19 protein-coding genes are annotated in these 21,136 nt (G+C 74.8%); 8 read left to right on the forward strand and 11 right to left on the reverse strand.

Annotated features, from left to right (window positions below):
- Window positions 1-16 precede the first annotated feature (16 nt).
- The 4 genes from AC1Q5D_RS10615 to AC1Q5D_RS10630 are packed head-to-tail and all read left to right on the forward strand — an operon-like array spanning window position 17 to window position 7,020.
- Window positions 17-1,570 (forward strand): NCS2 family permease, encoded by a 1,554-nt coding sequence (locus AC1Q5D_RS10615; protein WP_481738694.1) that lies wholly within the window; start codon window positions 17-19, stop codon window positions 1,568-1,570.
- Window positions 1,571-1,590: 20 nt separating this feature from the next.
- Window positions 1,591-3,000 carry an XdhC family protein gene (locus AC1Q5D_RS10620; RefSeq protein ID WP_481738566.1) on the forward strand — a complete coding sequence of 470 codons (1,410 nt, stop codon included), beginning with the start codon at window positions 1,591-1,593 and terminating at the stop codon, window positions 2,998-3,000.
- Window positions 2,991-3,974 carry an FAD binding domain-containing protein gene (locus tag AC1Q5D_RS10625; protein ID WP_481738567.1) on the forward strand — a complete coding sequence of 328 codons (984 nt, stop codon included), beginning with the start codon at window positions 2,991-2,993 and terminating at the stop codon, window positions 3,972-3,974. Before AC1Q5D_RS10620 ends, AC1Q5D_RS10625 begins: the two co-directional genes overlap by 10 nt.
- Window position 3,975: 1 nt before the next feature.
- A complete protein-coding gene (locus AC1Q5D_RS10630; RefSeq protein WP_481738568.1) occupies window positions 3,976-7,020 on the forward strand; it encodes a molybdopterin-dependent oxidoreductase in 3,045 nt (1,014 codons plus the stop codon).
- 3 nt (window positions 7,021-7,023) lie between these two features.
- Here the strand turns inward: AC1Q5D_RS10630 and AC1Q5D_RS10635 are convergent, their stop codons facing one another.
- On the reverse strand, window positions 7,024-7,644 hold the full coding sequence (locus tag AC1Q5D_RS10635) for a nucleotidyltransferase family protein (RefSeq protein ID WP_481738569.1): 621 nt from the start codon (window positions 7,642-7,644) through the stop codon (window positions 7,024-7,026).
- A 147-nt stretch (window positions 7,645-7,791) separates the two neighbouring features.
- Between AC1Q5D_RS10635 and AC1Q5D_RS10640 the strand changes: the two genes are divergently transcribed.
- Window positions 7,792-8,298 carry a DUF805 domain-containing protein gene (locus AC1Q5D_RS10640; protein WP_481738570.1) on the forward strand — a complete coding sequence of 169 codons (507 nt, stop codon included), beginning with the start codon at window positions 7,792-7,794 and terminating at the stop codon, window positions 8,296-8,298.
- 57 nt (window positions 8,299-8,355) lie between these two features.
- Window positions 8,356-9,303, forward strand: coding sequence for a D-2-hydroxyacid dehydrogenase family protein (locus tag AC1Q5D_RS10645; protein ID WP_481738571.1), 948 nt, complete (start codon window positions 8,356-8,358; stop codon window positions 9,301-9,303).
- Window positions 9,304-9,329: 26 nt separating this feature from the next.
- Here the strand turns inward: AC1Q5D_RS10645 and AC1Q5D_RS10650 are convergent, their stop codons facing one another.
- On the reverse strand, window positions 9,330-10,250 hold the full coding sequence (locus AC1Q5D_RS10650) for a cation diffusion facilitator family transporter (protein WP_481738572.1): 921 nt from the start codon (window positions 10,248-10,250) through the stop codon (window positions 9,330-9,332).
- Complete coding sequence (locus AC1Q5D_RS10655) at window positions 10,247-10,615, reverse strand: ArsR/SmtB family transcription factor (protein ID WP_481738573.1); 369 nt, start codon at window positions 10,613-10,615, stop codon at window positions 10,247-10,249. Before AC1Q5D_RS10655 ends, AC1Q5D_RS10650 begins: the two co-directional genes overlap by 4 nt.
- A gap of 79 nt (window positions 10,616-10,694) precedes the next feature.
- Here AC1Q5D_RS10655 and AC1Q5D_RS10660 point away from each other — a divergent pair, with 79 nt between their 5' ends.
- Window positions 10,695-11,105, forward strand: coding sequence for a hypothetical protein (locus AC1Q5D_RS10660; protein WP_481738574.1), 411 nt, complete (start codon window positions 10,695-10,697; stop codon window positions 11,103-11,105).
- A gap of 186 nt (window positions 11,106-11,291) precedes the next feature.
- Here AC1Q5D_RS10660 and AC1Q5D_RS10665 read toward each other — a convergent pair whose 3' ends face one another.
- From AC1Q5D_RS10665 to AC1Q5D_RS10700, 8 genes are all read right to left on the reverse strand, one after another.
- Complete coding sequence (locus tag AC1Q5D_RS10665; protein ID WP_481738575.1) at window positions 11,292-11,837, reverse strand: YceI family protein; 546 nt, start codon at window positions 11,835-11,837, stop codon at window positions 11,292-11,294.
- Between the two features lie 197 nt (window positions 11,838-12,034).
- Window positions 12,035-12,880, reverse strand: coding sequence for a Gmad2 immunoglobulin-like domain-containing protein (locus tag AC1Q5D_RS10670; RefSeq protein ID WP_481738576.1), 846 nt, complete (start codon window positions 12,878-12,880; stop codon window positions 12,035-12,037).
- A 152-nt stretch (window positions 12,881-13,032) separates the two neighbouring features.
- On the reverse strand, window positions 13,033-14,619 hold the full coding sequence (locus tag AC1Q5D_RS10675) for a 4-hydroxyphenylacetate 3-hydroxylase family protein (protein WP_481738577.1): 1,587 nt from the start codon (window positions 14,617-14,619) through the stop codon (window positions 13,033-13,035).
- A gap of 51 nt (window positions 14,620-14,670) precedes the next feature.
- On the reverse strand, window positions 14,671-15,276 hold the full coding sequence (locus AC1Q5D_RS10680) for a flavin reductase family protein (RefSeq protein ID WP_481738578.1): 606 nt from the start codon (window positions 15,274-15,276) through the stop codon (window positions 14,671-14,673).
- Between the two features lie 165 nt (window positions 15,277-15,441).
- Entirely contained in the window at window positions 15,442-16,632 is a 1,191-nt protein-coding gene (locus AC1Q5D_RS10685; RefSeq protein ID WP_481738579.1) for a helix-turn-helix domain-containing protein, read from the reverse strand.
- A gap of 319 nt (window positions 16,633-16,951) precedes the next feature.
- Window positions 16,952-17,506 carry an isopentenyl-diphosphate Delta-isomerase gene (gene idi / locus AC1Q5D_RS10690; RefSeq protein ID WP_481738580.1) on the reverse strand — a complete coding sequence of 185 codons (555 nt, stop codon included), beginning with the start codon at window positions 17,504-17,506 and terminating at the stop codon, window positions 16,952-16,954.
- On the reverse strand, window positions 17,503-18,966 hold the full coding sequence (locus tag AC1Q5D_RS10695) for an SDR family oxidoreductase (RefSeq protein ID WP_481738581.1): 1,464 nt from the start codon (window positions 18,964-18,966) through the stop codon (window positions 17,503-17,505). Before AC1Q5D_RS10695 ends, idi begins: the two co-directional genes overlap by 4 nt.
- Window positions 18,963-19,910 (reverse strand): tryptophan-rich sensory protein, encoded by a 948-nt coding sequence (locus tag AC1Q5D_RS10700; protein ID WP_481738582.1) that lies wholly within the window; start codon window positions 19,908-19,910, stop codon window positions 18,963-18,965. The genes AC1Q5D_RS10695 and AC1Q5D_RS10700 overlap by 4 nt, the downstream gene beginning before the upstream one ends.
- Before the next feature lie 91 nt (window positions 19,911-20,001).
- On the opposite strand from AC1Q5D_RS10700, the gene AC1Q5D_RS10705 reads away from it, so the two are divergent.
- Window positions 20,002-21,135 carry a polyprenyl synthetase family protein gene (locus AC1Q5D_RS10705; protein ID WP_481738583.1) on the forward strand — a complete coding sequence of 378 codons (1,134 nt, stop codon included), beginning with the start codon at window positions 20,002-20,004 and terminating at the stop codon, window positions 21,133-21,135.
- The last annotated feature ends 1 nt before the right edge of the window (window position 21,136 follow it).

A 21,136-nucleotide genomic window follows, 5' to 3' on the forward strand; every position in this document is an offset into this window, starting at 1 on the left:
GGGACCGGCCGTGGCCATCACCGACACGTTCCGCAAGGGCGCCGCCGCCGTGAACCGCCAGCTCGCCCCCGGGCGCCCCGACCCCCGCACCGGCGGGCGGGCGGGCCGCGGGGCCGGGACACCCGGCGGCCCCCGTCCCGCCGCCGGCCTCCTGGACCGGCACTTTTCGATCACCGCCCGCGGCTCCACGCTCTCGCGGGAGGTCCGCGGCGGGATCGTCACTTTCTTCACCATGGCGTACATCGTGGTGCTGAACCCGCTGATCCTCGGCGGGTTCTCCCCGGACAGCGCGCCGGTGGACGTGGCCGGGAACTTCCTGCCCGCCGCGCAGGTCGGCGCCGTCACCGGGCTGACCGCCGGCGTCATGACCATCGCGTTCGGGCTCGTCGCCAACCTGCCGTTCGGCCTCGCCGCCGGGCTGGGCATCAACTCGTTCCTGGCCGTCTCGGTCGTCGGGGACGTGACCTGGCCGGAGGCCATGGGCCTGGTCGTCATCAACGGGCTGCTGATCGTCGCGTTCGGCCTCACCGGGGCGCGGACCGCGATCTTCCGGGCGATCCCCCGCGAGCTGAAGGCCGCCATCACGGTCGGCATCGGCCTGTTCATCACGTTCATCGGGTTCGTCGACTCCGGATTCGTCCAGGGCACGGCCGGCGGTCCGCCCGTCCAGCTCGGGCACGGCGGCTCCATCACGTCCGTCCCGACCGTGGTCTTCGTCGTCGGCCTGCTCGTCATGGGCTCGCTCGTGGCCCGCCGGGTCCAGGGCGGCCTGCTCATCGGGATCATCGCCACCACGGTCCTCGCCGTCGTCGTCGAGGCGTTCGCGAAGCTGGGCACCGCGTCGGCGGACAACCCCGGGGGCTGGCACCTGAACCGGCCCGAGCTGACCGGCACGCCGGTGTCGCTGCCGGACCTGTCCCTCATCGGCCAGGTCGACCTGTTCGGCTCCTTCGAGCGGATCGGCGCCCTGGCCGCGACGATGCTGGTGTTCACGCTCGTGTTCACCAACTTCTTCGACGCGATGGGCACGATGAGCGGCCTGGCCCAGGGCGCCGGGCTCGCCAAGTCGGACGGGACGTTCCCGCGGCTGAAGGCAGCGTTCGTCGTCGAGGGCCTCGGCGCCGTCGCCGGCGGCGCGACCTCCGGCTCGTCGAACACGGTCTACGTGGACTCGGCCGCCGGCATCGGGGAGGGCGCCCGCACGGGCCTGGCCTCCGTCGTCACGGGCCTGCTGTTCCTGGGCGCCATGTTCCTGACCCCGCTGACGTCGGTCGTCCCGATCGAGGTCGCCGCCGCGGCGCTCGTCGTCGTCGGCACGCTCATGGCCGCCCAGATCCGCGAGATCGACTTCACCCGCTTCTCCGTCGGCATGCCGGCGTTCCTGACGCTGGTGACCATGCCGCTGACCTACTCGATCGCCAACGGCATCGGCGTCGGCTTCATCTCCTGGGCGCTCGTGAACACGGCCGCCGGGCGGGGCCGCGAGGTCCACCCGCTGCTGTGGGTCGTGGCCGCCGGCTTCCTCGTCTACTTCGCCCGCGAACCGATCACCGCCCTGCTCGGCGGCTGACCGGAAAGGACCGCACCACCATGTTGAACCTCCCATCCATCCCGGCCGGGTGGCTGGACGGGCACGCCTGCGCCGTCGCCACCATCGCGGCCACGAGCGGCTCCACGCCCCGCCCCACCGGCACGTCGATGCTGGTCCGGGACGACGGCGCCGTCCTCGGTTCCCTGTCCGGCGGCTGCGTCGAGGGCGCCGTCGTCGCCTCCGCCCTGGAGGCGCTGGAGACCGGCGCGGCGCGCCGCGAGTCGTTCGGGTACTCGCCGGAGGACGCGTTCGAGGTCGGGCTGACGTGCGGGGGCGAGCTGGCGGTGCACATCGAGCCCCTGGCGGACGACGGCGGGACGACCTCCCCCGCCGTCGCCGCCGGGGATCCGGGGGCCGACGGCGGGGCAGCACCCGCCGCCGGCCGTCCCGGGGCGCGGACCCTCGCGGCGCTGGCCGCGCTGGGCCCGCATGACCCGGTCGCCCTCGTGCGCCCGGTCGACGCCGGCGGCAGCGGGTTCCTGCTGGTGCCCGCGCCGCAGCACCTGGACCGGGCCCGGCTGCGCGCCGGGCTCGCCCGGATCCTTGGCTCCGGGGCCCTTGCCGGGGCCGCGGAGCCCCAGGTCGCGGCCCTCGCGGCCGGGGGACGCACCGGCGTCGTCCACGCCGCGGGAGCCGCCCGGGAGGAGCCTCCGGGCGCGGACCGGGGCGGCTTTCCCGGCGCCGGCGGCCGCCCCGCCGCGGCCACCCGGGCCGCCGCCGGGCCGGTCCCCTGTCCAGCCGAGCCGCCGGCCCTGCTGGTCGAGTCGCGGCTCGCCCCGCCGCGGATGCTGGTCTTCGGGGCCAACGACTTCGCCGAGGCCCTGCTGCCGATCGGCCGGCTGCTCGGCTACCGCACGACCCTCTGCGACGCCCGCGCCGCGTTCACGCACCAGCCGCGCTTCGCCGCCGCGGACGAGATCTCCACCGCGTGGCCCCACGAGTACCTCGCGGGCGAGGCCGCCGCGGGGCGGGTCGACGGGCGCACCGCCGTCGTCGTCCTCACCCACGACCCGAAGTTCGACCACCCGCTGCTGGCGTCCGCGCTGGGGCTCGACGTCGCCTACCTGGGCGCGATGGGCTCGCGGCGCAGCCACGAGCAGCGCGTCGCCGGGCTGCTCGCCGCCGGAGTGGACCCCGACGCGCTGGCGCGGCTGCACTCGCCGATCGGACTGGACCTGCAGGCGATCACGCCGGCCGAGGTCGCGGTCTCCATCGCGGCGCAGCTCGTCGCCTCGCGCAGCCCGGCCGCCACGGGGCTGCCGCTCGAGCGCCTGCCCGGACCGATCCACACGCCGGCCGGTCCCATCGGCTCCTCCGCCGCGGCGCCCGCCGCCGTGCGGGCCACCGTTCCCGCCACCGCGCCGCCCGCCGCGGCGCCGCACCCCGAGGAGGTCCCGGCATGGACCTGAGCACCGTCGAGGACCTCGTCCCGACCACCGACCCGGACGCCTGGCGCCCGGGCGACGCGTGGCTGGCCGGCGGCACCGTCCTCTTCTCCTACGGCAGCCAGACGCTGCGGCGCCTGCTGGACATCACGGAGGCGGGGTGGGAACCCGTGCGGGTGGGCCCGGACGGCATCGAGCTGGCGGCCACATGCACCATCGCCCGGCTCTACGCGCTGCCCGGGGACGCCGGCGTCGACGCGGCCGCCTGGCCCGCGGTGGCCCTCGTGCGGCCGTGCTGCGACCCGTTCGTGGCGTCGTTCAAGATCTGGAACCTCTCCACGGTGGGCGGGAACATCGCCACGTCCCTGCCGGCGGGGCCGGTGACGTCGCTGTGCGCGGGGCTCGACGGCGTGGCCACGGTCCTGGCCCCCGGCGGCGGATCCCGGCGGCAGCCGGTCGCGGAGCTGGTCGTCGGGGACGGCGCCAACACGCTGGCCCCCGGCGAGCTGATCCGCTCCGTCCACCTGCCCGCGCACGCGCTGGCGGCCCGGACGGCGTTCCGGCGGCTCTCGCTGAGCAACCTGGGCCGCTCGGGCGTCCTGCTGATCGGCCGGGCCGACCCCGACGGGGCGTTCGTCCTGACCGTGACCGCCTCGACGGTCCGTCCGGTCCAGCTGCGGTTCCCCGCCGGCGCGCTCCCGGACGCGCGCGGCCTGGCCGAGGCGCTCGCTGACGCGGTCCCCGCCGGGCTGTACCACCGCGACCTGCACGGCCACCCCGAGTGGCGGCGGGACATGACGCACCGGCTCGCCGAGGAGATCCGGGCCGAGCTTCTCGAGGGCGCGGACCCGGAGTCGGGCCTCGCCGACGCCGCGACCCCGCCCGGCGACTCGCACAGCGCGGCCCCGCGCGCGCCGCGGGCCGCCGGCCCCGGGGACCCTGCCGCGCCCGATGCGCCCGGTTCCCCCGCCGCCGCCCCCCGGAAGCATACGCACTGACATGGGCATCACCATCAACGGCTCCGAGCACCACGGCCGCCCCGCGCCCGGCCAGTGCCTGCGCACCTACCTGCGCGCCGAGGGCGCCGTGGGCGTGAAGAAGGGGTGCGACGGCGGCGACTGCGGCGCCTGCACGGTCCACGTCGAGGGCGTGCCCGTCCACAGCTGCCTCTACCCGGCCCGCCGCGCGGAGGGCAAGCGCGTCACCACCATCGAGGGCCTCGCCGCGACCGCGGGCGCGACGGCCGCCTGCCCCGGTGCCGGGACCGCGGCCGCGCCGGTGTCGGCGCCCGACGGTGCGCGGCGGGACGGTGCGCCGCCGTCGGACGCTCCCCTGCACCCGATGCAGCAGCAGTTCCTGGACGCGCAGGGGTTCCAGTGCGGGTTCTGCACCGCCGGGATGGTGATGACGGCCTCGACCTTCGACGACGGGCAGTTGGCCAACCTCCCCCGCAGCCTCAAGGGCAACCTCTGCCGCTGCACGGGCTACCGCGCCATCGAGGACGCGGTCCTGGGCCGGTCCGGCGCCGGCCCTGACGCCGACTCGGAAGTCTGCGGCCGACTACCCAAGCTAGAGCCCTCCGAATCGTCCACAACCCTCGGAGTCGGCGGGGCTGAGGCGCCTCCGGCACCAATTGGCCGGGCCGCCGGTGCGGACGCGCCGCCGGCGCCGTCCGGCCGGGCCGTCGGGACGGATGCGCCCGCCCCGGCCGGCCCCGCCGTCGTCACCGGGACCGCGCGCTACACGCTCGACGCGCTGGCCGGCACCCCCGACGGCCCGCCGGAGCAGCCGCTGCACCTCAAGCTGGCCCGCAGCCCGCACCCGCACGCGCGCGTGGCCTCGATCGACGCGTCGGCGGCGCTCGCGGTCCCCGGCGTCGTCGCGGTGCTCACGCCGGACGACTCCCCGACCGTCCTCTTCTCGACCGCACAGCACGAGCTCGTCACGGACGACCCGGACGACACCCTGGTCCTGGACCGGGTCGCCCGGTTCGCCGGGCAGCGCGTGGCGGCGGTCGTGGGCGAGACGGTGGCGGCCGCGGAGGCCGGCGTGCGGGCCCTGTCCATCGAGTGGGAGCCGCTCCCCCACGTGCTCGACCCGGCCGCCGCCCGGGAACCGGGCGCCCCGCTGCTGCACGGCGACAAGCCGGACTCCTCGCGGATCGCCGACGCGTCCCGCAACACGGCCGCGGAGGTGCACGCGGAGATCGGCGACTTCGCGGCCGCGCTCGCCGCGGCGGACGCCGTCCACACGGGCACGTACTCGAGCCAGCGCGTGCAGCACGTCGCGCTGGAGACGCACGCCGCCGTCGCCTGGACCGAGCCCGACGGGACCCTGTCCGTCCGGACCTCCACCCAGGTCCCGTTCCTGGTCCGCCGCGCCCTGGCCCGGGTCTTCTCGCTGCCCGAGGAGAAGGTGCGGGTCGTGGCCGGACGCGTCGGCGGCGGGTTCGGCGGCAAGCAGGAGGTCCTCGTGGAGGACGTCGCGGCGCTCGCGGCCCTGCGCCTGGGCCGGCCGGTGCAGCTCGAGCTGACCCGGTCGGAGCAATTCGCGGCGTCCACGACCCGGCACCCCTTCGACGTCACCGTCACGGCCGCGGCCACCGCGGACGGCACGCTCACCGCCCTGGGGATCGACGTCCTGGCCAACACCGGCGCGTACGGCAACCACGCCCCGGGCGTGATGTTCCACGGCTGCTCGGAGTCCATGGCCGTCTACGCGGCCGGCGCCAAGCGCGTCGACGCCCGCAGCGTCTACACGAACACCGTCCCCGCCGGCGCGTTCCGCGGCTACGGGCTCAGCCAGACGATCTTCGCGATCGAGTCCGCGCTGGACGAGCTGGCCCGGCAGCTCGGCCTGGACCCGTTGGGCTTCCGCGCCCGGAACATGGTCCGGCCCGGCGACCCGCTGCTCTCGCTGCACCCCGAGCCGGAGGAGGACGTCGTGTTCGGGTCCTACGGCCTGGACGAGTGCGTCGCCCTGGTGCGGGACGCGCTCGGGCGCGGGGCGGCGCGCGGCGCGGACGGCGCGGGGCTGGGGCCGCACTGGCTCACCGGAACGGGCACGGCGCTGTCGATGATCGCCACGATCCCGCCGCGCGGGCACCACGCGCACAGCGTCATCGAGCTGGGCCCGGAGGGCTTCGCCCTGGACGTCGGCACGGCCGAGTTCGGCAACGGGACCACGACCGTGCACGCGCAGCTGGCCGCCGAGGCGCTGTCGACGACGCCCGGGCGCGTGCGGATCCGCCAGTCGGACACGCGCCTCACCGAGCACGACTCCGGCGCGTTCGGCTCCACCGGCACGGTCGTCGCGGGCAAGGCCACGTTCGCCGCGGCCACGGAGCTCGCGGTGCTGCTGCGCGGCTTCGCGGCCGGGCTCGCCGCGACCACGTCCAAGGCGTGCGAGTTGTTCGACGGCGGGGTGCGCGCCGGGGACCGGACCTTCAACTGGGCCGACCTCGCCGCGGCGGCCCGCGAGCAGGGCGTCGCGCTGCGCGCCGAGGGGCGCTGGGGCGGGACCCCGCGGTCCGTGGCGTTCAACGTCCACGGGTTCCGCGTCGCCGTGAACAGCGCGACCGGGGAGCTGCGCATCCTGCAGAGCGTGCAGGCCGCGGACGCCGGCGTCGTCGTCAACCCGCGCCAGTGCCGCGGCCAGATCGAGGGCGGGATCGCGCAGGCGCTGGGCGCGGCGCTGTACGAGGAGGTGGTGATCGGCGAGGACGGCGCCGTCGTCACCGACATCCTGCGGCAGTACCACATCCCCACGTTCGCGGACGTGCCGCGCTCCGAGGTGTACTTCGCCAAGACCTCCGACGACCTCGGGCCAATGGGCGCGAAGTCGATGAGCGAGTCGCCGTACAACCCGGTCGCGCCGGCCCTGTCCAACGCGCTGCGTGACGCGACCGGGATCCGCTTCGCCCGGCTGCCCCTGCGCCGGGACACCGTGTACCTGGCGCTGCGGGACGCCGGGCTGGTGCCCGGCCGGAGCGGTGGCGGCGAGGGCGGCGAGCGGACGGGGGGCCTCGCCCGGACCGCGGGCTAGGGCCTACCCCAGCCGGCCGAGGTCGGCGGCCGTGTCGATGTCGCCGCCGTCGTCCAGGTCGGTGCAGTCAACGACGTCAACCGCCCCGGGGTGGGCCGCGAGGTAGGCGCGCGCGCCGGCGTCGCCGGTCGCCGCGGCCGCCGCGCCCGCCACGTGGGCGGCGCCGAACAGCACGGGGTGCCCGCGCCGCAGGGACCCGCCGGCGTCGCGGTAGCCGGCGGACGTGATCCGGCCGGGCCCGTGCGCGGCGAGCAGCCGGGCCACGAGCGTCGCCGTCGTCCCCGGCTGGTCGGCGAGCGCGACGAGCGCCGCCGAACCCGCGGGGACCGCGGCGAGCCCCGCCCGCAGCGAGGACCCCAGCCCGGCCGCCCAGTCGGGGTTGACGACGACGACGCAGCCGTCAGCCAGGTGCCGGCGGGCCTCGTCCGCCCCCGCGCCGAGCACGACGACGACGGGCGAGCAGCCACCGCCGGCGAGCGCCCCGGCGCCGCGCGCCGCGAGCGTCTCGCCCGCCGCGGTGCGCAGCAGCGCCTTCGGGCCGCGGCCCAGCCGCGTCCCGGCGCCCGCGGCGAGCAGGACGCCGGCGACGGGCGGCCGGGGAGCCGGGTGCGCCGTGGTCTCCATGCGTTCACGGTAGCGGCTGGCGCCGCCGCGGCCGGGGGTGAACAAGCGGTGGGTCTGGGGAGAACCCCCCATGCCCGCTCCCCCGAACGCGTTTTGTGCCGGGTAGCCTGTGGACAGAATCATTCACATCGATGGAGGAACCCCGCCATGTCCCAGCAACTGCCGCAGGCGAACCCCTACCAGCCGGTCGGCGAACCGCCCCTGAGCCAGCCGTACTACGGCATCTCGTTCGGCGGGGCCGTCAAACGCTTCTTCACGAAGTACGCGACGTTCTCCGGCCGCGCCAGCCGCAGCGAATACTGGTGGGCGACCCTGTTCATCGCCCTCGTCGTCTTCGTCCTCTACGCCCTGATGCTGGGCCTCGGCGTCGCCACCATGGACCCCGTCACCGGCGAGCCCGGGGCGGGGCTGCTGGTCCCCGGCCTGCTCATGCTCCTGTTCTCCCTGGCCATCCTCGTCCCGTCCATCGCGGTGACGGTCCGCCGCCTGCACGACGCGAACTTCAGCGGCTGGTTCTACCTGCTGAACCTGGTCCCGGTCGCCTCCCTCGCCGTCCTGGTCTTCACGATCCTGCCCTCCAAGCCGGAGGGGGCCCGCTTCGATGCCGACGGCGGGGCGGGCGCGGCCGTGCAGCCGCCGTACGGCCAGGCCTAGACCCGGGCCGGGCCCGGTAGCATCGGCCCGACACCGCCGCCGATCCCCGGGAGCCCCATGCGCCGCCTCGCCGTCCTCGACGACTACCAGCGGGTCGCCCGCGACTACGCGGACTGGGACGCCCTGCCCGGCGTGGAGACGGTGTTCTTCCACGAGCCGTTCGGGTCCCCGGCGGAGACCGTCGAGGCCCTGCGCGGTTTCCACATAGTCGCGGCGATGCGCGAGCGCACGGCGTTCGGCGCGGACGTGCTGGCCGGGCTGCCGGGCCTCGAGCTGCTCGTCACGACGGGCATGGGCAACGCGGCGATCGACCTGGCGGCGGCGGCCGCGCGGGGCGTGCGGGTCTGCGGCACGGCCGGATCCGGGGCCGCGACGGCGGAGTTGGCGTGGGCGCTGCTGCTGGCCGGGATGCGGCGCCTGCCCACGGAGGACGCGTCGTTGCGGGCCGGGACGTGGCAGCGGTCCGTCGGCCGGGACCTGGAGGGCGCCGTGCTCGGGATCGTGGGCCTGGGGAAGGTCGGGCGCCGCATGGCCCGCTACGCCGAGGCGTTCGGCATGGAGGTCCTGGCGTGGAGCCGGAACCTGGACGCGGCGACGGCCGCCGCCCACGGGGCGCGGCTCGTCGGGAAGCGGGAGCTCTTCGCCGCCGCCGACGCCGCCACCCTGCACCTGCGGCTCTCGGAGCGTTCCCGGCACACGGTCGGCGAGGAGGAGCTGCGCGCGCTCGGGCCCCGCGGGCTCCTGGTCAACAACGCGCGCTCCGGGCTCGTCGACACGGAGGCCCTGCTACGCGGGCTGCGGGAGGGCTGGCTCGGCGGCGCCGCCCTGGACGTGTTCGACACCGAACCCGTGCCCGCGGGCGACCCCGTCCTCTCGGCCCCGAACACGGTCCTGACCCCGCACCTCGGCTACGTGTCCGAGGGGACATACCGCGTGTTCTACACGGAGACGGTCGAATCCATCCGCGCCTGGCTGGGCGGGGACCCGGTCCGCGTCCTGGCGTAGGCCGCCCGGGCGCCGCCGTCGTCCCCCTAGTGCATCCCGGGCTCGTGGCGCGCGTGCGTGGCCGACTCGAGCTGGAACGTGGAGTGCTCGACCGACACCGGGAAGTGCCCGGCGACGCAGCGCTGGAGGGAGTGCAGGATCTCCTGCGCGTGACCGTCGTAGAAGCAGCCGTCCTCGAGGACCACGTGCGCGCTGATGACGGGCAGGCCGGTGGCGATCTGGGAGGCGTGCAGGTCGTGGACGTCGAGCACGTGCGGCACGCCGAGCAGGTGGCGCCGCACCTCCTCGATGTCCAGGCCGCGCGGGGCGCTCTCGAGCAGGATCGTGCCGCTCTCCCGCAGGATCGACAGCGCGCGCGGCACGATGAACACGGCGATCAGCAGGCCGGCGACGGCGTCGGCCTGCGCCCACCCGGTCGTGGCCATGACGACGGCCCCGGCGATCACGGCGATGGACCCGAGCGCGTCCATGCCGACCTCCAGGAACGCGGCGCGCAGGTTCAGGTTCGCCTCGCGCCCGCCGGCCAGCACCAGCAGGGAGGCGATGTTCCCGGCGAGGCCGATGACGCCGAACAGCAGGGTCCCGGCGGCGTCGACGTCGGTGGGCACGGCGAGGCGGCGCACGCCCTCGACCACGGCGAACGCGCCCACGCAGAGCAGGATCAGCGCCTGCAGGGCCGCCGCCAGGACCTCGGCCCGGCGCCACCCCCACGTCCGGCGGGCGCTGGCCGGGCGCAGGGACAGCATCGCCGCGCCCAGGGCGAGGGCGAGCCCGCCGGCGTCGGTGAGCATGTGCCCGGCGTCGACCAGCAGCGCGAGGCTGCCGGTGACCCAGGCGCCGACGAGCTCGGCCACCAGGATCGCCAGGGTGATGGCCAGGGCGACGGCGATGCGGCCGCGGTGGGTCTCGTGGCCGTGGTGCAGCCCGTGGTGGTGATGGTGGCTCACGGCGCGCCCGCCCCGTGCGGCGCCGGGACGCTGGGGCACAGGGCCGCGGCGTGCCCCGTTTCCCGCAGCAGCTCCTCCGCCGAGCCGAACAGTCCGAGCAGGGCGGCCGGCGCGGCCAGCGAGTAGACGGAGGAGCGGCCCTCGGTGCGCACGTCGACCAGGCCGCAGCCGCGCAGGCACGCGAGGTGGGCGCTGACGGTGGACTGCGCCAGGCCGAGGTGCTCGGTCAGCTCGCGCACCTTGTGCTCGCCGAGGGCCAGGTGGCGCAGGATCACGAGCCGGCCGGGGTCGGAAAGACTGTGGAACAGGGCCGCGGCGCCCTCGAGCCCCGCCCGGTCTCCGACCTCCGTCGATATCATCGTCATTTTGCGATCATAGGAGCCGCGGCGCGTGGCGCGCAACGGCGTAGGGTTGCGGCAGGAACGCCAGAAGGGGAGGTTGGCCATGGGCGCAGCGCACGACTGGAAGCCCGTCTGGGAGCTGCTCGGGACGGACGACGACGCCGGCGCCCTGACGCTGCTGGCCGCCCGGCCCATCGAGGTCGAGGCGACGGAGGCCCTGCCGGGCGAATACGCGCTGCTGGAGGCCCCACTCGAGGACTACGACGTGGTGGAGCTGACGCACTTCGACCGGCCCGTCGCCCGGGGGCGGGTCGCCTTCGGCGACGGATTCGCCGTGCTGGCCCCGGTCCGCGCGGTCGGCGGCGACATCCTGGACCCCGGCCAGGAGGCGGCCGTCGTGGGACGCCTGGCCGCCGAGGCGTTCGGCGAGGGCGCCGAGACGCTCTACGCCCCCGTGCCCGCGGACGCCGTGGGGCGCTACGCGGCCCTGGGCTTCGCCCGCGTCGAGGCATAGGCGCCGCGGGCCGGGCGCCGGGCGCCGCGGGGCCGTCCGCGCGGCGGGGCCTTCCGCGGCGGGGCCGCCGCCGTCGGACACCCCCACCACACGCCAAGGGGCCGCCGCCCCGCACGCCCCCATGCCGCGCAGGGCCGCGGCCCCTCGGTCGCCTGCCCCTGGGGGCGGCGGAAATGCCCTGGTGGACTAGCCCTCCTGCGGGAGGACGAACGCGGAGTCGATCTCGATGGTGACCTTGTCGCCGACCAGGACGCCGCCGGCCTCGAGCGCGGCGTTCCAGGTGATGCCGAAGGCCTTGCGGGAGATCTGGGTCTTGGCGGAGAAGCCGGCGCGGGTGGCGCCGAACGGGTCCACGGCCACGCCGCCGAACTCGACATCGAACGCGACCGGGAGGGTGGTGCCCTTGATGGTGAGGTCGCCGGCGAGCTGGAACTCCTCCGGGGTGCCCTCGACGCCGGTGGCCTTGAAGGTCATCTCCGGGTACTGCTCGACGTCGAAGAACTCGGCGCTCTTGACGTGGGCGTCGCGGTTGTCATCGTTGGAGTCGAACGAGGCGGTCTTGACGGTGGCCTCGACGGACGAGGTGGCCAGGGAGTCGGCGACGAAGAGGGTGGCGTCGGCCTCGGTGAACTGGCCGCGGACCTTGCTGATGCCGGCGTGGCGGACGACGAAGCCGATTTCGGTGTGGGCCTGGTCGAGCTTCCAGGTGCCGGGGGTCAGGACGATGCTCATGCGGTTCTCCTTGGGTTCGGGGAGGCCGGTCGGACCAGCCGTTTCATGCTTATGCATATAACGGTACGGGCGAATCGTTGATGCGTCAAGTGACGCTGGTCTCCTCGGCTCGGAAGGCCGCGGAGGATCGGCCCCCGCACCACAGGAGTACTTGTCCCGGGCCCTCGCGGTCGCCCGTGGGATGCGGTCCGGCCCGGCTACCCGCCGAACGTGACCGGGAGCACGGCGGCCTGCCACACGCTGCCGTCGCGGGCGCTGTGGATGAGGAACGCGACCGCGCCCTGGCCGTCCCCGGGGTCGTCGAAGTCGATGTCGCCGGAGAACGGTCCCGGGTCCGGCCCGCCGCTTCCGGTCACGGGCGCCTCGCCGAGGACGCCGCCGTCGGCCCCGCGCACCTGCACGAGGACGTTGCCCTCGAAGGCGAGCGCCTCCCCGCTCACGTGCAGCGGGGAGCCCACGGATGCCGCCGACTGGGGCTCGTCGACCTGGATCTCGGGGGTCGTGGCGCCGATGACGTTCCACATGCCGTCCGACGACCGGCGGACGAGGACGGTGGTCGCGGGGCCGTCGGCCTCGGCCCGGACCTCGACCTCCCCGGAGAGGTTGTCGCCCTGCCTGAACTCGCCGACGACCGGGTCCTCGAAGCCCACGAAGTCCGTCGCGAAGGCCTCGACGAGGTCGAGGGGTCCGCTGAAGGTGCCCGCGCCCGGCCCGGGGAACACGAAGAACGCGGATTCGCTGGTCGGGAGGGGTGCCGTCGTGGGCGCCGCCGTCGTCGTCCCGCCGGTGGGTGCGGGGGTGGACGACGGCGCCGCCGGCGACGACGCGTCCGCGCTGGAGGCGGGGGCGCTGGACACGGTGGGGGACGCAGGAAGGCCGCCGCCGTAGCCGCCCCCTCCCCCGCCGCCGGGTCCCTCCAGGTCGCAGGCCGCTAGGAACACGAGGGAGGCCGCGGCCAGGCCGGTCGCCCCCATCCGCCCGAGGGTCCGGAGCCGGCGGCGGGAGGGGCGGGTCCCGGAGCCCGGCGTCTGCGCAGTGCCCATACTCCATGACAGCACCGCCGGGGCGCGCCGGATAGGCCGCGCCGGTGACGATTCGGGCCGTTTTCGGTCACGGCGGGACGGCGGGCCGTTCGGGGCCGCGGCACGGGGCGGCGGCGCCCGGGGGGCGCCGCCGCGTGGGGGGACCTGCGGGGTTAGCGGCCTCGGCGGAGGTAGGCGTTGACGTCGTCGTGGTTGAACAGGTCCGGGACGGTCCAGCCGTCGAGGTCGTACTCGGACATGCACTGCTCGACCATGCCGTTCATCGAGTCCGTGGTCCCGTTGTTCATGGCGTTCATGAGCATCTCGACGCGCACGTTCTCGTGGTTCCCGGAGTAGTTGCGCTCGTAGAGCTCGTGGCGGCCGCCGAACTCGGAACCGATGGCGTCCCAGAGCAGCTTCATGAGCTTCACCCGGTCCACGGCCTCGATGCCGTTGGAGCCGCGGACGTACTTGTCCAGATACGGGCGGATCTCCGCGTTCTTGAAGTCCATGGCACCCGAGGGCAGGTAGATCAGGCCGGAGGCGACGTCCTGTTCGATGATCTCCTTGATCCGCGGATAGCCCTGGGCCATGAACATCCGGTAGGCGAGCCCGTAGTCCATCTTGGGCAGGAGGGTGCCGTTGGGCCCCTGGTCGGGGTTGAGCATCATGGCATCCGTCAGGGCCCAGAACATGTTGCGCCAGCCGATGACCTCGCCGGCGCGGGCCTGGACGCCGCGGAAGTCCTTCGTGCCGCCGATCTCGAGGGCCTTCAGGAGCAGGCCGGCGATGAAGTCCAGCTTCGTGGCCAGGCGGATGCAGCCCTGGAAGGTGAAGCGCTGGATGAAGCCGGTCTGCGGCATGAACCCGTTGATCTGCTCGGGATCCCCATAGGCGAAGACGTTCTCCCACGGGACGAGCACCTTGTCGAAGACGAAGACCGCGTCGTTCTCGTCCATCCGCGAGGAGAGCGGGTAGTCGAACGGGGTGCCCGTGACGGCGGCGTTCTGCGCGTAGGAGGTCCGGGAGATCAGCTTGATGCCCGGCGCGTCCATCGGCACCGTGCAGATGAGCGCGAATTCCTTCTTCTTGATGGGCAGCCCGTAGTGGGAGATGAAGTTGAAGTTCGTGATCGCGGAACCGGTGGCGACGACCTTCGCGCCGGAGACGACCAGGCCGTTGTCGGTCTCCTTCTCGACGTGCATGAACACGTCCTTGACCTGGTCCGGCGGCAGGTGACGGTCGACCGGCGGGTTGATGATCGCGTGGTTCCAGTAGAGGACCTTCTCCTGGGACTCGCGGTACCAGCGCTCCGCGTTCGCCTGGTAGGGGGAGTAGAATTCCGGCATCGCGCCCAGGGTGCCGAGGAACGCGGCCTTGTAGTCCGGGGAGCGGCCCAGCCAGCCGTACGTCATCCGGGCCCAGGTCTCGATCCCGACGCGCGACTCCTTGAGGTCCTCCACGGACCGGGGGGCCTTGAAGAACGGGTGGGTCTTCCCGCCGTTGCCGGTGTCCGTGTCGGTCAGCAGCAGCTTGGACGTCTCGGGCTGGTGGAAGCCGTCGTAGAGGCGGGCGACCATGCGGACCGAGTTGCGGAACGCGGGGTGGGTCGTGACGTCGTCGACCCGGTCCCCATGCAGGTAGACCTCGCGGCCGTCCCGCAGGGACTCGATGTACTCGTCGCCCGTCATCGGCAGCGTGGGGTTGGCGGGGGTGGTGCGCTCCGACATGGTGGGCGCGGTGTTGGCGGTGGCGGTCATGGCCTTCTCCTGGGGGTTCGGGGGCGGGGGCGGGGGTGGGGAATCGCTGGGCTAGAGGGAGGGGAAGTTGGCGGAGCCCTCGAACCAGCCGGAGGCCAGGCAATCGCCCGAGCCTTCCCAGGGGCTCGGGCCAGAGGGCTTGCCGACCTCGCGGAACTTGCCGGAGACGAAGAGCAAGGGGTCCACGTCGTTGACCTCGAGGGCGACGACCTCACCGATGACGATCACGTGGTCGCCGCCGTCGTAGATCCGCCACGGCTTGCATTCGATGGTCGCGGCGTTGCCTTCGAGGACCGGGATGTCGCCGTCCGACCGCCATTGGGGCGTGATGCCCATCGGCTTTCCGGCAAAGGTCAGGCAGGTCTCGAGCTGGTCCTGCGCCATGATGTTGATCGCGAACGGCGCGTCCTGCAGGTACTCGGAGGCCTTGTTTCCGCGGATCAGTGTCACCTGGGCCAACGGCGGGTCGAGGGAGACGGCGGTGAACGCGTTCACGGTGGCGCCGTGGGGCGTGCCGTCCGGGGTCTTGCACGTGACCACGGTGACCCCCGTGGCGAACTTGCCGAAGGCGTTGCGCAGGCTGCGCGGGTCGACGGCGGGAGCGTCGGCCGCGCGGGAGGCGACGGCGGCTCCCGCGGCGGCGCTGCTGTGGGACATGGGGGATCCTTACTCGTCGGGGTCCGCCTCCGGGCCGCTGCGGCCGGGAGGCGGTGCTGACAAGAAGAAGTTACGTGACCCCCATCACCCGAGAGTGTTCTAAATTGGGACATCCAAGAAGCTTGACGAACCATGTGCCAGAACGGCACACTCACGCGCGGTGTCCTACTCGGGGACGGCCTCGATCCCGTACTGGCCGATCTTGCGGTAGAGCGTGGACCGCGAGACGCCGAGAAGCCCGGCCGCGGCGCGCTTGTTCCCACCGGACCGGCGCAGGGCATCGATGATTGCCGCCTGCTCGGCGTCCTCGAGACGCGTACCGGTCTCCGAACCGCGGCGCGTCGGGACGCGCAGGGCCCAGGCCTCGAGGCGGCCGGGCCCGACGCGGGCGTGCGCCTCCACAAGGATGTCCTCCAGCTCCGCCACGTTGCCCTGCCACGCGACCCCGGCCAGCAGCCGCAGCGCGTCTGGGGCGAGTCGCAGCGGGGCCCCGCCGCCGAAGTGGGCCTGCCAAACGGCCCTGGCGACCTCCTCGAGGTCCTCGGGGCGGGCCCGGAGGCCGGGGATCGAGACGGCGTCCCGCAGGGTTCGGGACCACATGCGCTGGGCGAAGTCCGAAAGCTCGGTCAGATGGGTGCACACCACGGGACTCTTGCGCTCCCGCGCCTTCTGTAGCAGCGGAAGGAACGCGTGGATCCGCGCGTCCGGAACGCGATCGACGTCGAGGAAGAGGACGGGCCGGCCCCGATCCACGGCATCACGCAGGCGCTCCACCCAGATGGCGTTGCTGGAGACCTGGTCCCCGTTGAGGACCAGCGGATCCATGGTGCGCGCGCCGGGCAGGGCACCCTGGCGCTCAAGCAGGCGCGAGGCGACGAACGCCTTGCCGGACCCCGCGGGGCCGGTGAGCCGCACGTTGAGCGGCGTGCCGAGGAGTGCGCCGAGCCGGGCGCGCAGCGCCCGGGCCTGGTCGCTGACCCCGGGGAACACGGACACGAGGTCCTCGGCTCCCGCGGCGGCGCGCGCCATCCCGGCTGCCTGCCGGGGTGCGCCGAGGGCAATGACCGCCCCGGCGATGGCGCCGGTCCCCGTCAGCGCCGTCCACAGCAGCCGTGCGGTCCGCCCGTCCAGGAACGGCAGTGGCTGCCAGCCGACCACCGCCTGGCTCTGGTCGTGGGCCCACCGCCACACTTCGGGGTGGTTGAAGACGCCGAACAGCGGCGCGGTGGCCGCGTCCGCCAGGAGCATGTCCGGGCCGACGGCGAAGACGTTCGTCTCGCCGCGCTCCACAAACCACTGGAACGCGTGCGGCAGGGGCGCGTCCGGCGGCGGGGCGGCGGCGTCGTGGTCGGTCACGGCGCCATTGTCGCAGGGCGGCGGCCGGCCCTGCGGCTCTACCTGGGCGCATACCACCTGCTGGGGTACCTGGCGGGGGCGACCCACGTGCTGTGGGGATCGAATGTGGCGATCCGGCGATCCGCGTGGAGTAACGTCCGCGGCCGCGTCCACCGGGACGACCCGGACGTCCACGACGACATGGACCTGGCCCTCGCCCTGGGCCCCACCGGCGGCATCCGCAGGGTCCGCGGTGTTCCGGTCAGAGTCTCCGCCCGCTCGCTGCGCGGCCGCCGGCAGGCCGTGCGCCGCTGGCGGCGCGCCTTCCGAACCCTTCGACTCAATTGGCGGGACGCTCCCCCGTGGGTTCGCTGGGCACGGCGGGCCAGACTCCTTGGGCGACCTGGAGGACGAGCCACGGGCTGAACGCGAACGGCGCCGCCTCCACCGCGGTCCGGGCGCGCTCCGGATCGACCCACCGGTACTCGGCGACCTCGTCGGGCGCCGGATCGGGCTCTCCGGCCGCGCGGGCCGCGAAGACGGGACACACCTCGTTCTCCACCAGGCCCGAGGGGTCCGTCGCGCGGTACCGGAAGCCGGGCAGCACGGGACGGATGTCGGCCAGCTCCAGCCCCAGCTCGCGGCGGGCCCGGCGGACGACGGCTTCCTCGGGCGCCTCCCCGGGGCCGGGGTGCCCGCAGAAGGAGTTCGTCCAGACCCCGGGCCAGGTGCGCTTGCCCAGGGACCGTCGGGTCACCAGGACACGTCCCCGCGCGTCGTAGACGTGGCAGGAAAAGGCGAGGTGGAGTGGCGTCTCGCGCCCGTGGACCGTCGCTTTCTCCTGCGTGCCGCACGGCCGGCCCGCGCCGTCGAGCAGGACCACGAGCTCGCTCACCGCTCGCCTCCGGATGCTTCGGCCCGCGCCGTGATCCGCCGGGCCATACCCGTGAAGATCACGCCGTGGAAGGGCAGCATGGCCAGCCAGTAGGCGCGCCCGGCCAGGCCCCGGGGCATGAACACGGCCCGTTGGGTGTACCGGCTGCCCGTTCCGTCGGGCTCGATCCCGAATTCCAGCCAGGCCTGTCCCGGCACCTTCATCTCGGCGCGGAGCCGCAGCAGGCGCGGCGGGTCGAGCTCCTCGACCCGCCAGAAGTCCAGGGCGTCGCCGACGCGCAGCGAGCTCCGGCTGCGGCGGCCCCTGGCCAGGCCGACTCCGCCGACCAGCTTGTCCAGCAGGCCCCTGGCACGCCAGGCCCGCGGCAGGGAGTACCAGCCTGCCTCCCCGCCGATGGCCGAGACGGTCTCCCACAGCGCTTCCGGCGGCGCGGACGTGGACCGGCTCCGCCGGTCCACCAGGACCGTCCGCCCGGCCCAGTCGGGGTCCGACGGCAGCGGCTCGGCGGGCTGCTCGACGGCGTGGGCCGTCGCCCAGCTGGTCTCCACGGCGTCCCCGCTGATCCGCTCCAGGGCGAGACCCACGGCGCGGCGGTAGCCGCACAGGCCCTCCGGCGGCGGCGGGACGAGCCGGTCGATCGAGCGGTCCCGCATCACGCAATCGTGCTGCAGCGACTCGACCAGCGGTACCGCGAGGGCGCGGGGGATGGGGGTGACAAGGTTGACCCACTGGGCGGCGAGCCACGGCGTGAGCACCGGAAGCGGGAGGATGGCGGGCCGGCGGATGCCGGCGGCGTCGGCGTAGACGCGCATCATGTCGCCGTAGGCCAGGACGTCCGGTCCACCGATGTCGTAGGTGCCGGCCGCGTCGGGCGGGAGCTCGCAGCAGGCCATGAGGTAGTGCAGGGTGTCGCGGATCGCGATGGGCTGGACCTTGTTGCGGACCCACCGCGGGGCAGGCATCACCGGCAGCACATCGGTCAGGTGGCGGACCATCTCGAAGCTCGCGGACCCGGACCCGATGACCAGCCCCGCCTGCAGGACCACGGTGGGGACGCCGGAGGCCGCGAGGATCCGGCCCACCTCCTCGCGCGAGGCGAGGTGACGGCTCAGCGGACCGTCCGGATGGAGCCCCGCGAGGTAGACGATCCGGCCCACGCCCGCGGCCCGCGCCGCCGAAGCGGCCTCCAGGGCGCAGGCCCTCTCGACGCGCCCGAAGTCCCGCCCCTGCCCCAGCGAGTGGACCAGGTAGAAGAGCACGTCGGCGCCCTCGCAGAGCCGCGCAGCGGCCGACGCGTCCTCGAGGCCGCCCACGGCGATACGCACGTCGTCCGCCCACGGCAGACCCCGCAGCCTGCCGGGGTCCCGGGTCAGGACGGCGACCTGGTGGCCGGCCGCCAGGAGGCGCGGAACCAGCCGCGCGCCCACGTACCCCGAGGCGCCGGCGACGGCGGCCCTCACGCCGGGACCCCGCCGTCGCGCCGTCCCGGGCCGTCCGGCTGGGCGGCGCCGCGCCGGGCCGGGGCGCCGTCGCGCGCCCGGCCTGCCGCGCGGAGGCGCAGACCCACGGCCGCCGCGACCACGACGGCGGTGAGGGTGGCCGCGACCCAAGCCACGCCCGGGGCCGCGAGGCCTCCGTCGATCCGTCCGATCGCGATCCAGGCCAGGCCCCAGGCGACGGCGCCCGGTGCCGCCAGGCGCCCCCGGGTCGCGACGGAGGTCCCGGTGCCGGCGGCGGCCGCCACGGCCAGAACGGCCGCGACCACGCCCGTGACCGGCCACCCCCACGCGGCCGCGCCGAGCGAAGCCAGCCAGGCGGACACGTTGGCGGCCACGGCCACGGTCGTCCACCCCAGGTAGAGGCCGAACGTGCCGTGGACGGCGACCGCCTCCCACTGGTCCGCCGGGCGCCTGGCCGCCAGCAGGGACGCCAGGCGCCCGAGGACGGCAAGCAGCACGAGGATGACCAGCACGCTGGTTCCGACCCAACCGGCCTGGACGACCCAGATCCACGCGGCGTTAAGCAGCATGGACGCCACCGCCCAGGGCCGGACCTCGGCGTGCCTGGCCGTCCGTGCGCGGCCGGGGAGGAGCTGCAGGACCGCGTAGCACAGCAGGCCGGCGTAGATGACGGACCAGATGCGGAAGGCCCCGGCGCCCGGGGCCAGAGGGGTGGCATCCGCTCCCAAGAGACCCCCTGCCGCCTGGGAGATGGGGGTCCCACCGAGGGCGCCGCTGCCCGCGAAGGCCGCGATGACCGCGAGGAGCGCCCCGGCCAGGGCCAGCAGGGCGGCCGCTGGAGGACGGCGCAGCGCCGCATCCCCCGGGTGGCGCCTTCGGCTGTCCGTCACGGCGAACGACCTCCCTTCCCGCAGGGCCTCGACAACGGTGGTGTGCTCAGCCATGATGTCCCTAGTTTGGTTGGTAATCAACCCTTGGAAGGAAAACCGTGAGCGCCTCCGTCCCGCCCCGCCCGCGCCCCAGGCGAACGCTGCCATGACTCCGGCACCCGACGAAGTGCAGCTGTTGCCTCCCGCGACCGCGCACGAGGGCGCGCGCCCGCGGGACGGCGGGGTCTCCGGCGACGGCGGGGCGTTCGAGGACCTCGTGGACCGGGAGTTGGAGTCCTTCTTCGAACGCGGCCGCCGGCGCAGACGGGAAGCCTCCGCTTCGTCTGCGGAGTTCTGGGAGCGCCTTCGGGCGGCGTCCGCGGGCGGCAAACGGGTCCGCCCGCGGCTGGTCGGCCTGGCCTACCGTGGTTTCGGGGGATCCGAGCCGGCGCGCGCCGCGCGCCTGGGGGCCGCCTTCGAACTCCTGCACACGGCGCTGCTGACCCACGACGACGTGGTGGACCGCGACTTCCTGCGCCGCGGCGCTCCGACGCTCGGGGCCCACTACCGCGACGGGGCGCTCCTGGGCGGACTGCAACGCGCGGACGCGACGCATGTGGGCTACTCGGCCGCCCTGATCGGTGGGGACCTCCTGCTCGCCGGGGCGGTGGCGCTGGCCCACCGGTCGGCGGCAGGGCTGGCGCAGGCGGAGGCGGTCACCGACCGCTTCGACCACGCCGTGGCCGACGCCGCCGCCGGGGAGCTCGAGGACCTCCTCATGTCGTGCCTGCCGCCCACGGACCATCCGCCCGCCGAGCGGATCCTCGCCATGGAGGCGCTCAAGACCGCGTCCTACTCCTTCGCCGCGCCGCTCGCGGCGGGCGCCCTCCTGGCCGGTGCCACCGGGGAGCAGGCGGACACCGTGGCGCAGGCCGGACGGAAACTCGGCGCGGCCTACCAGGTGGTCGACGACGTCCTCGGAACCTTCGGCGACCCCTCGGCCACCGGGAAGCCCGTGGACTCGGACCTCCGCGAAGGCAAGGCGACCCTCCTGACGGCCTTCGCGTGCCAAACCGACCCGGGGTTCCCCACGCTTCTCGCCGGGGCCCGGGAGGGTTCGGCGTCCCCCGGGCTCGTGCGCGGCGCCTTGCGCCGCGCCGGCGCCGAGGCCCACGCGCGGGGCGTCGCGGCCCGCCTGGTCGACGAGGCCCTCGACGCCGTCCGCACCGCGGCGCCGAGCAGCGACCTCGCCGCGGAACTGGAGCGGGTCGGCCGCGCGGTCCTGGCGAGGAGGAGGTGAG

This window comes from Arthrobacter paludis, assembly GCF_056782315.1.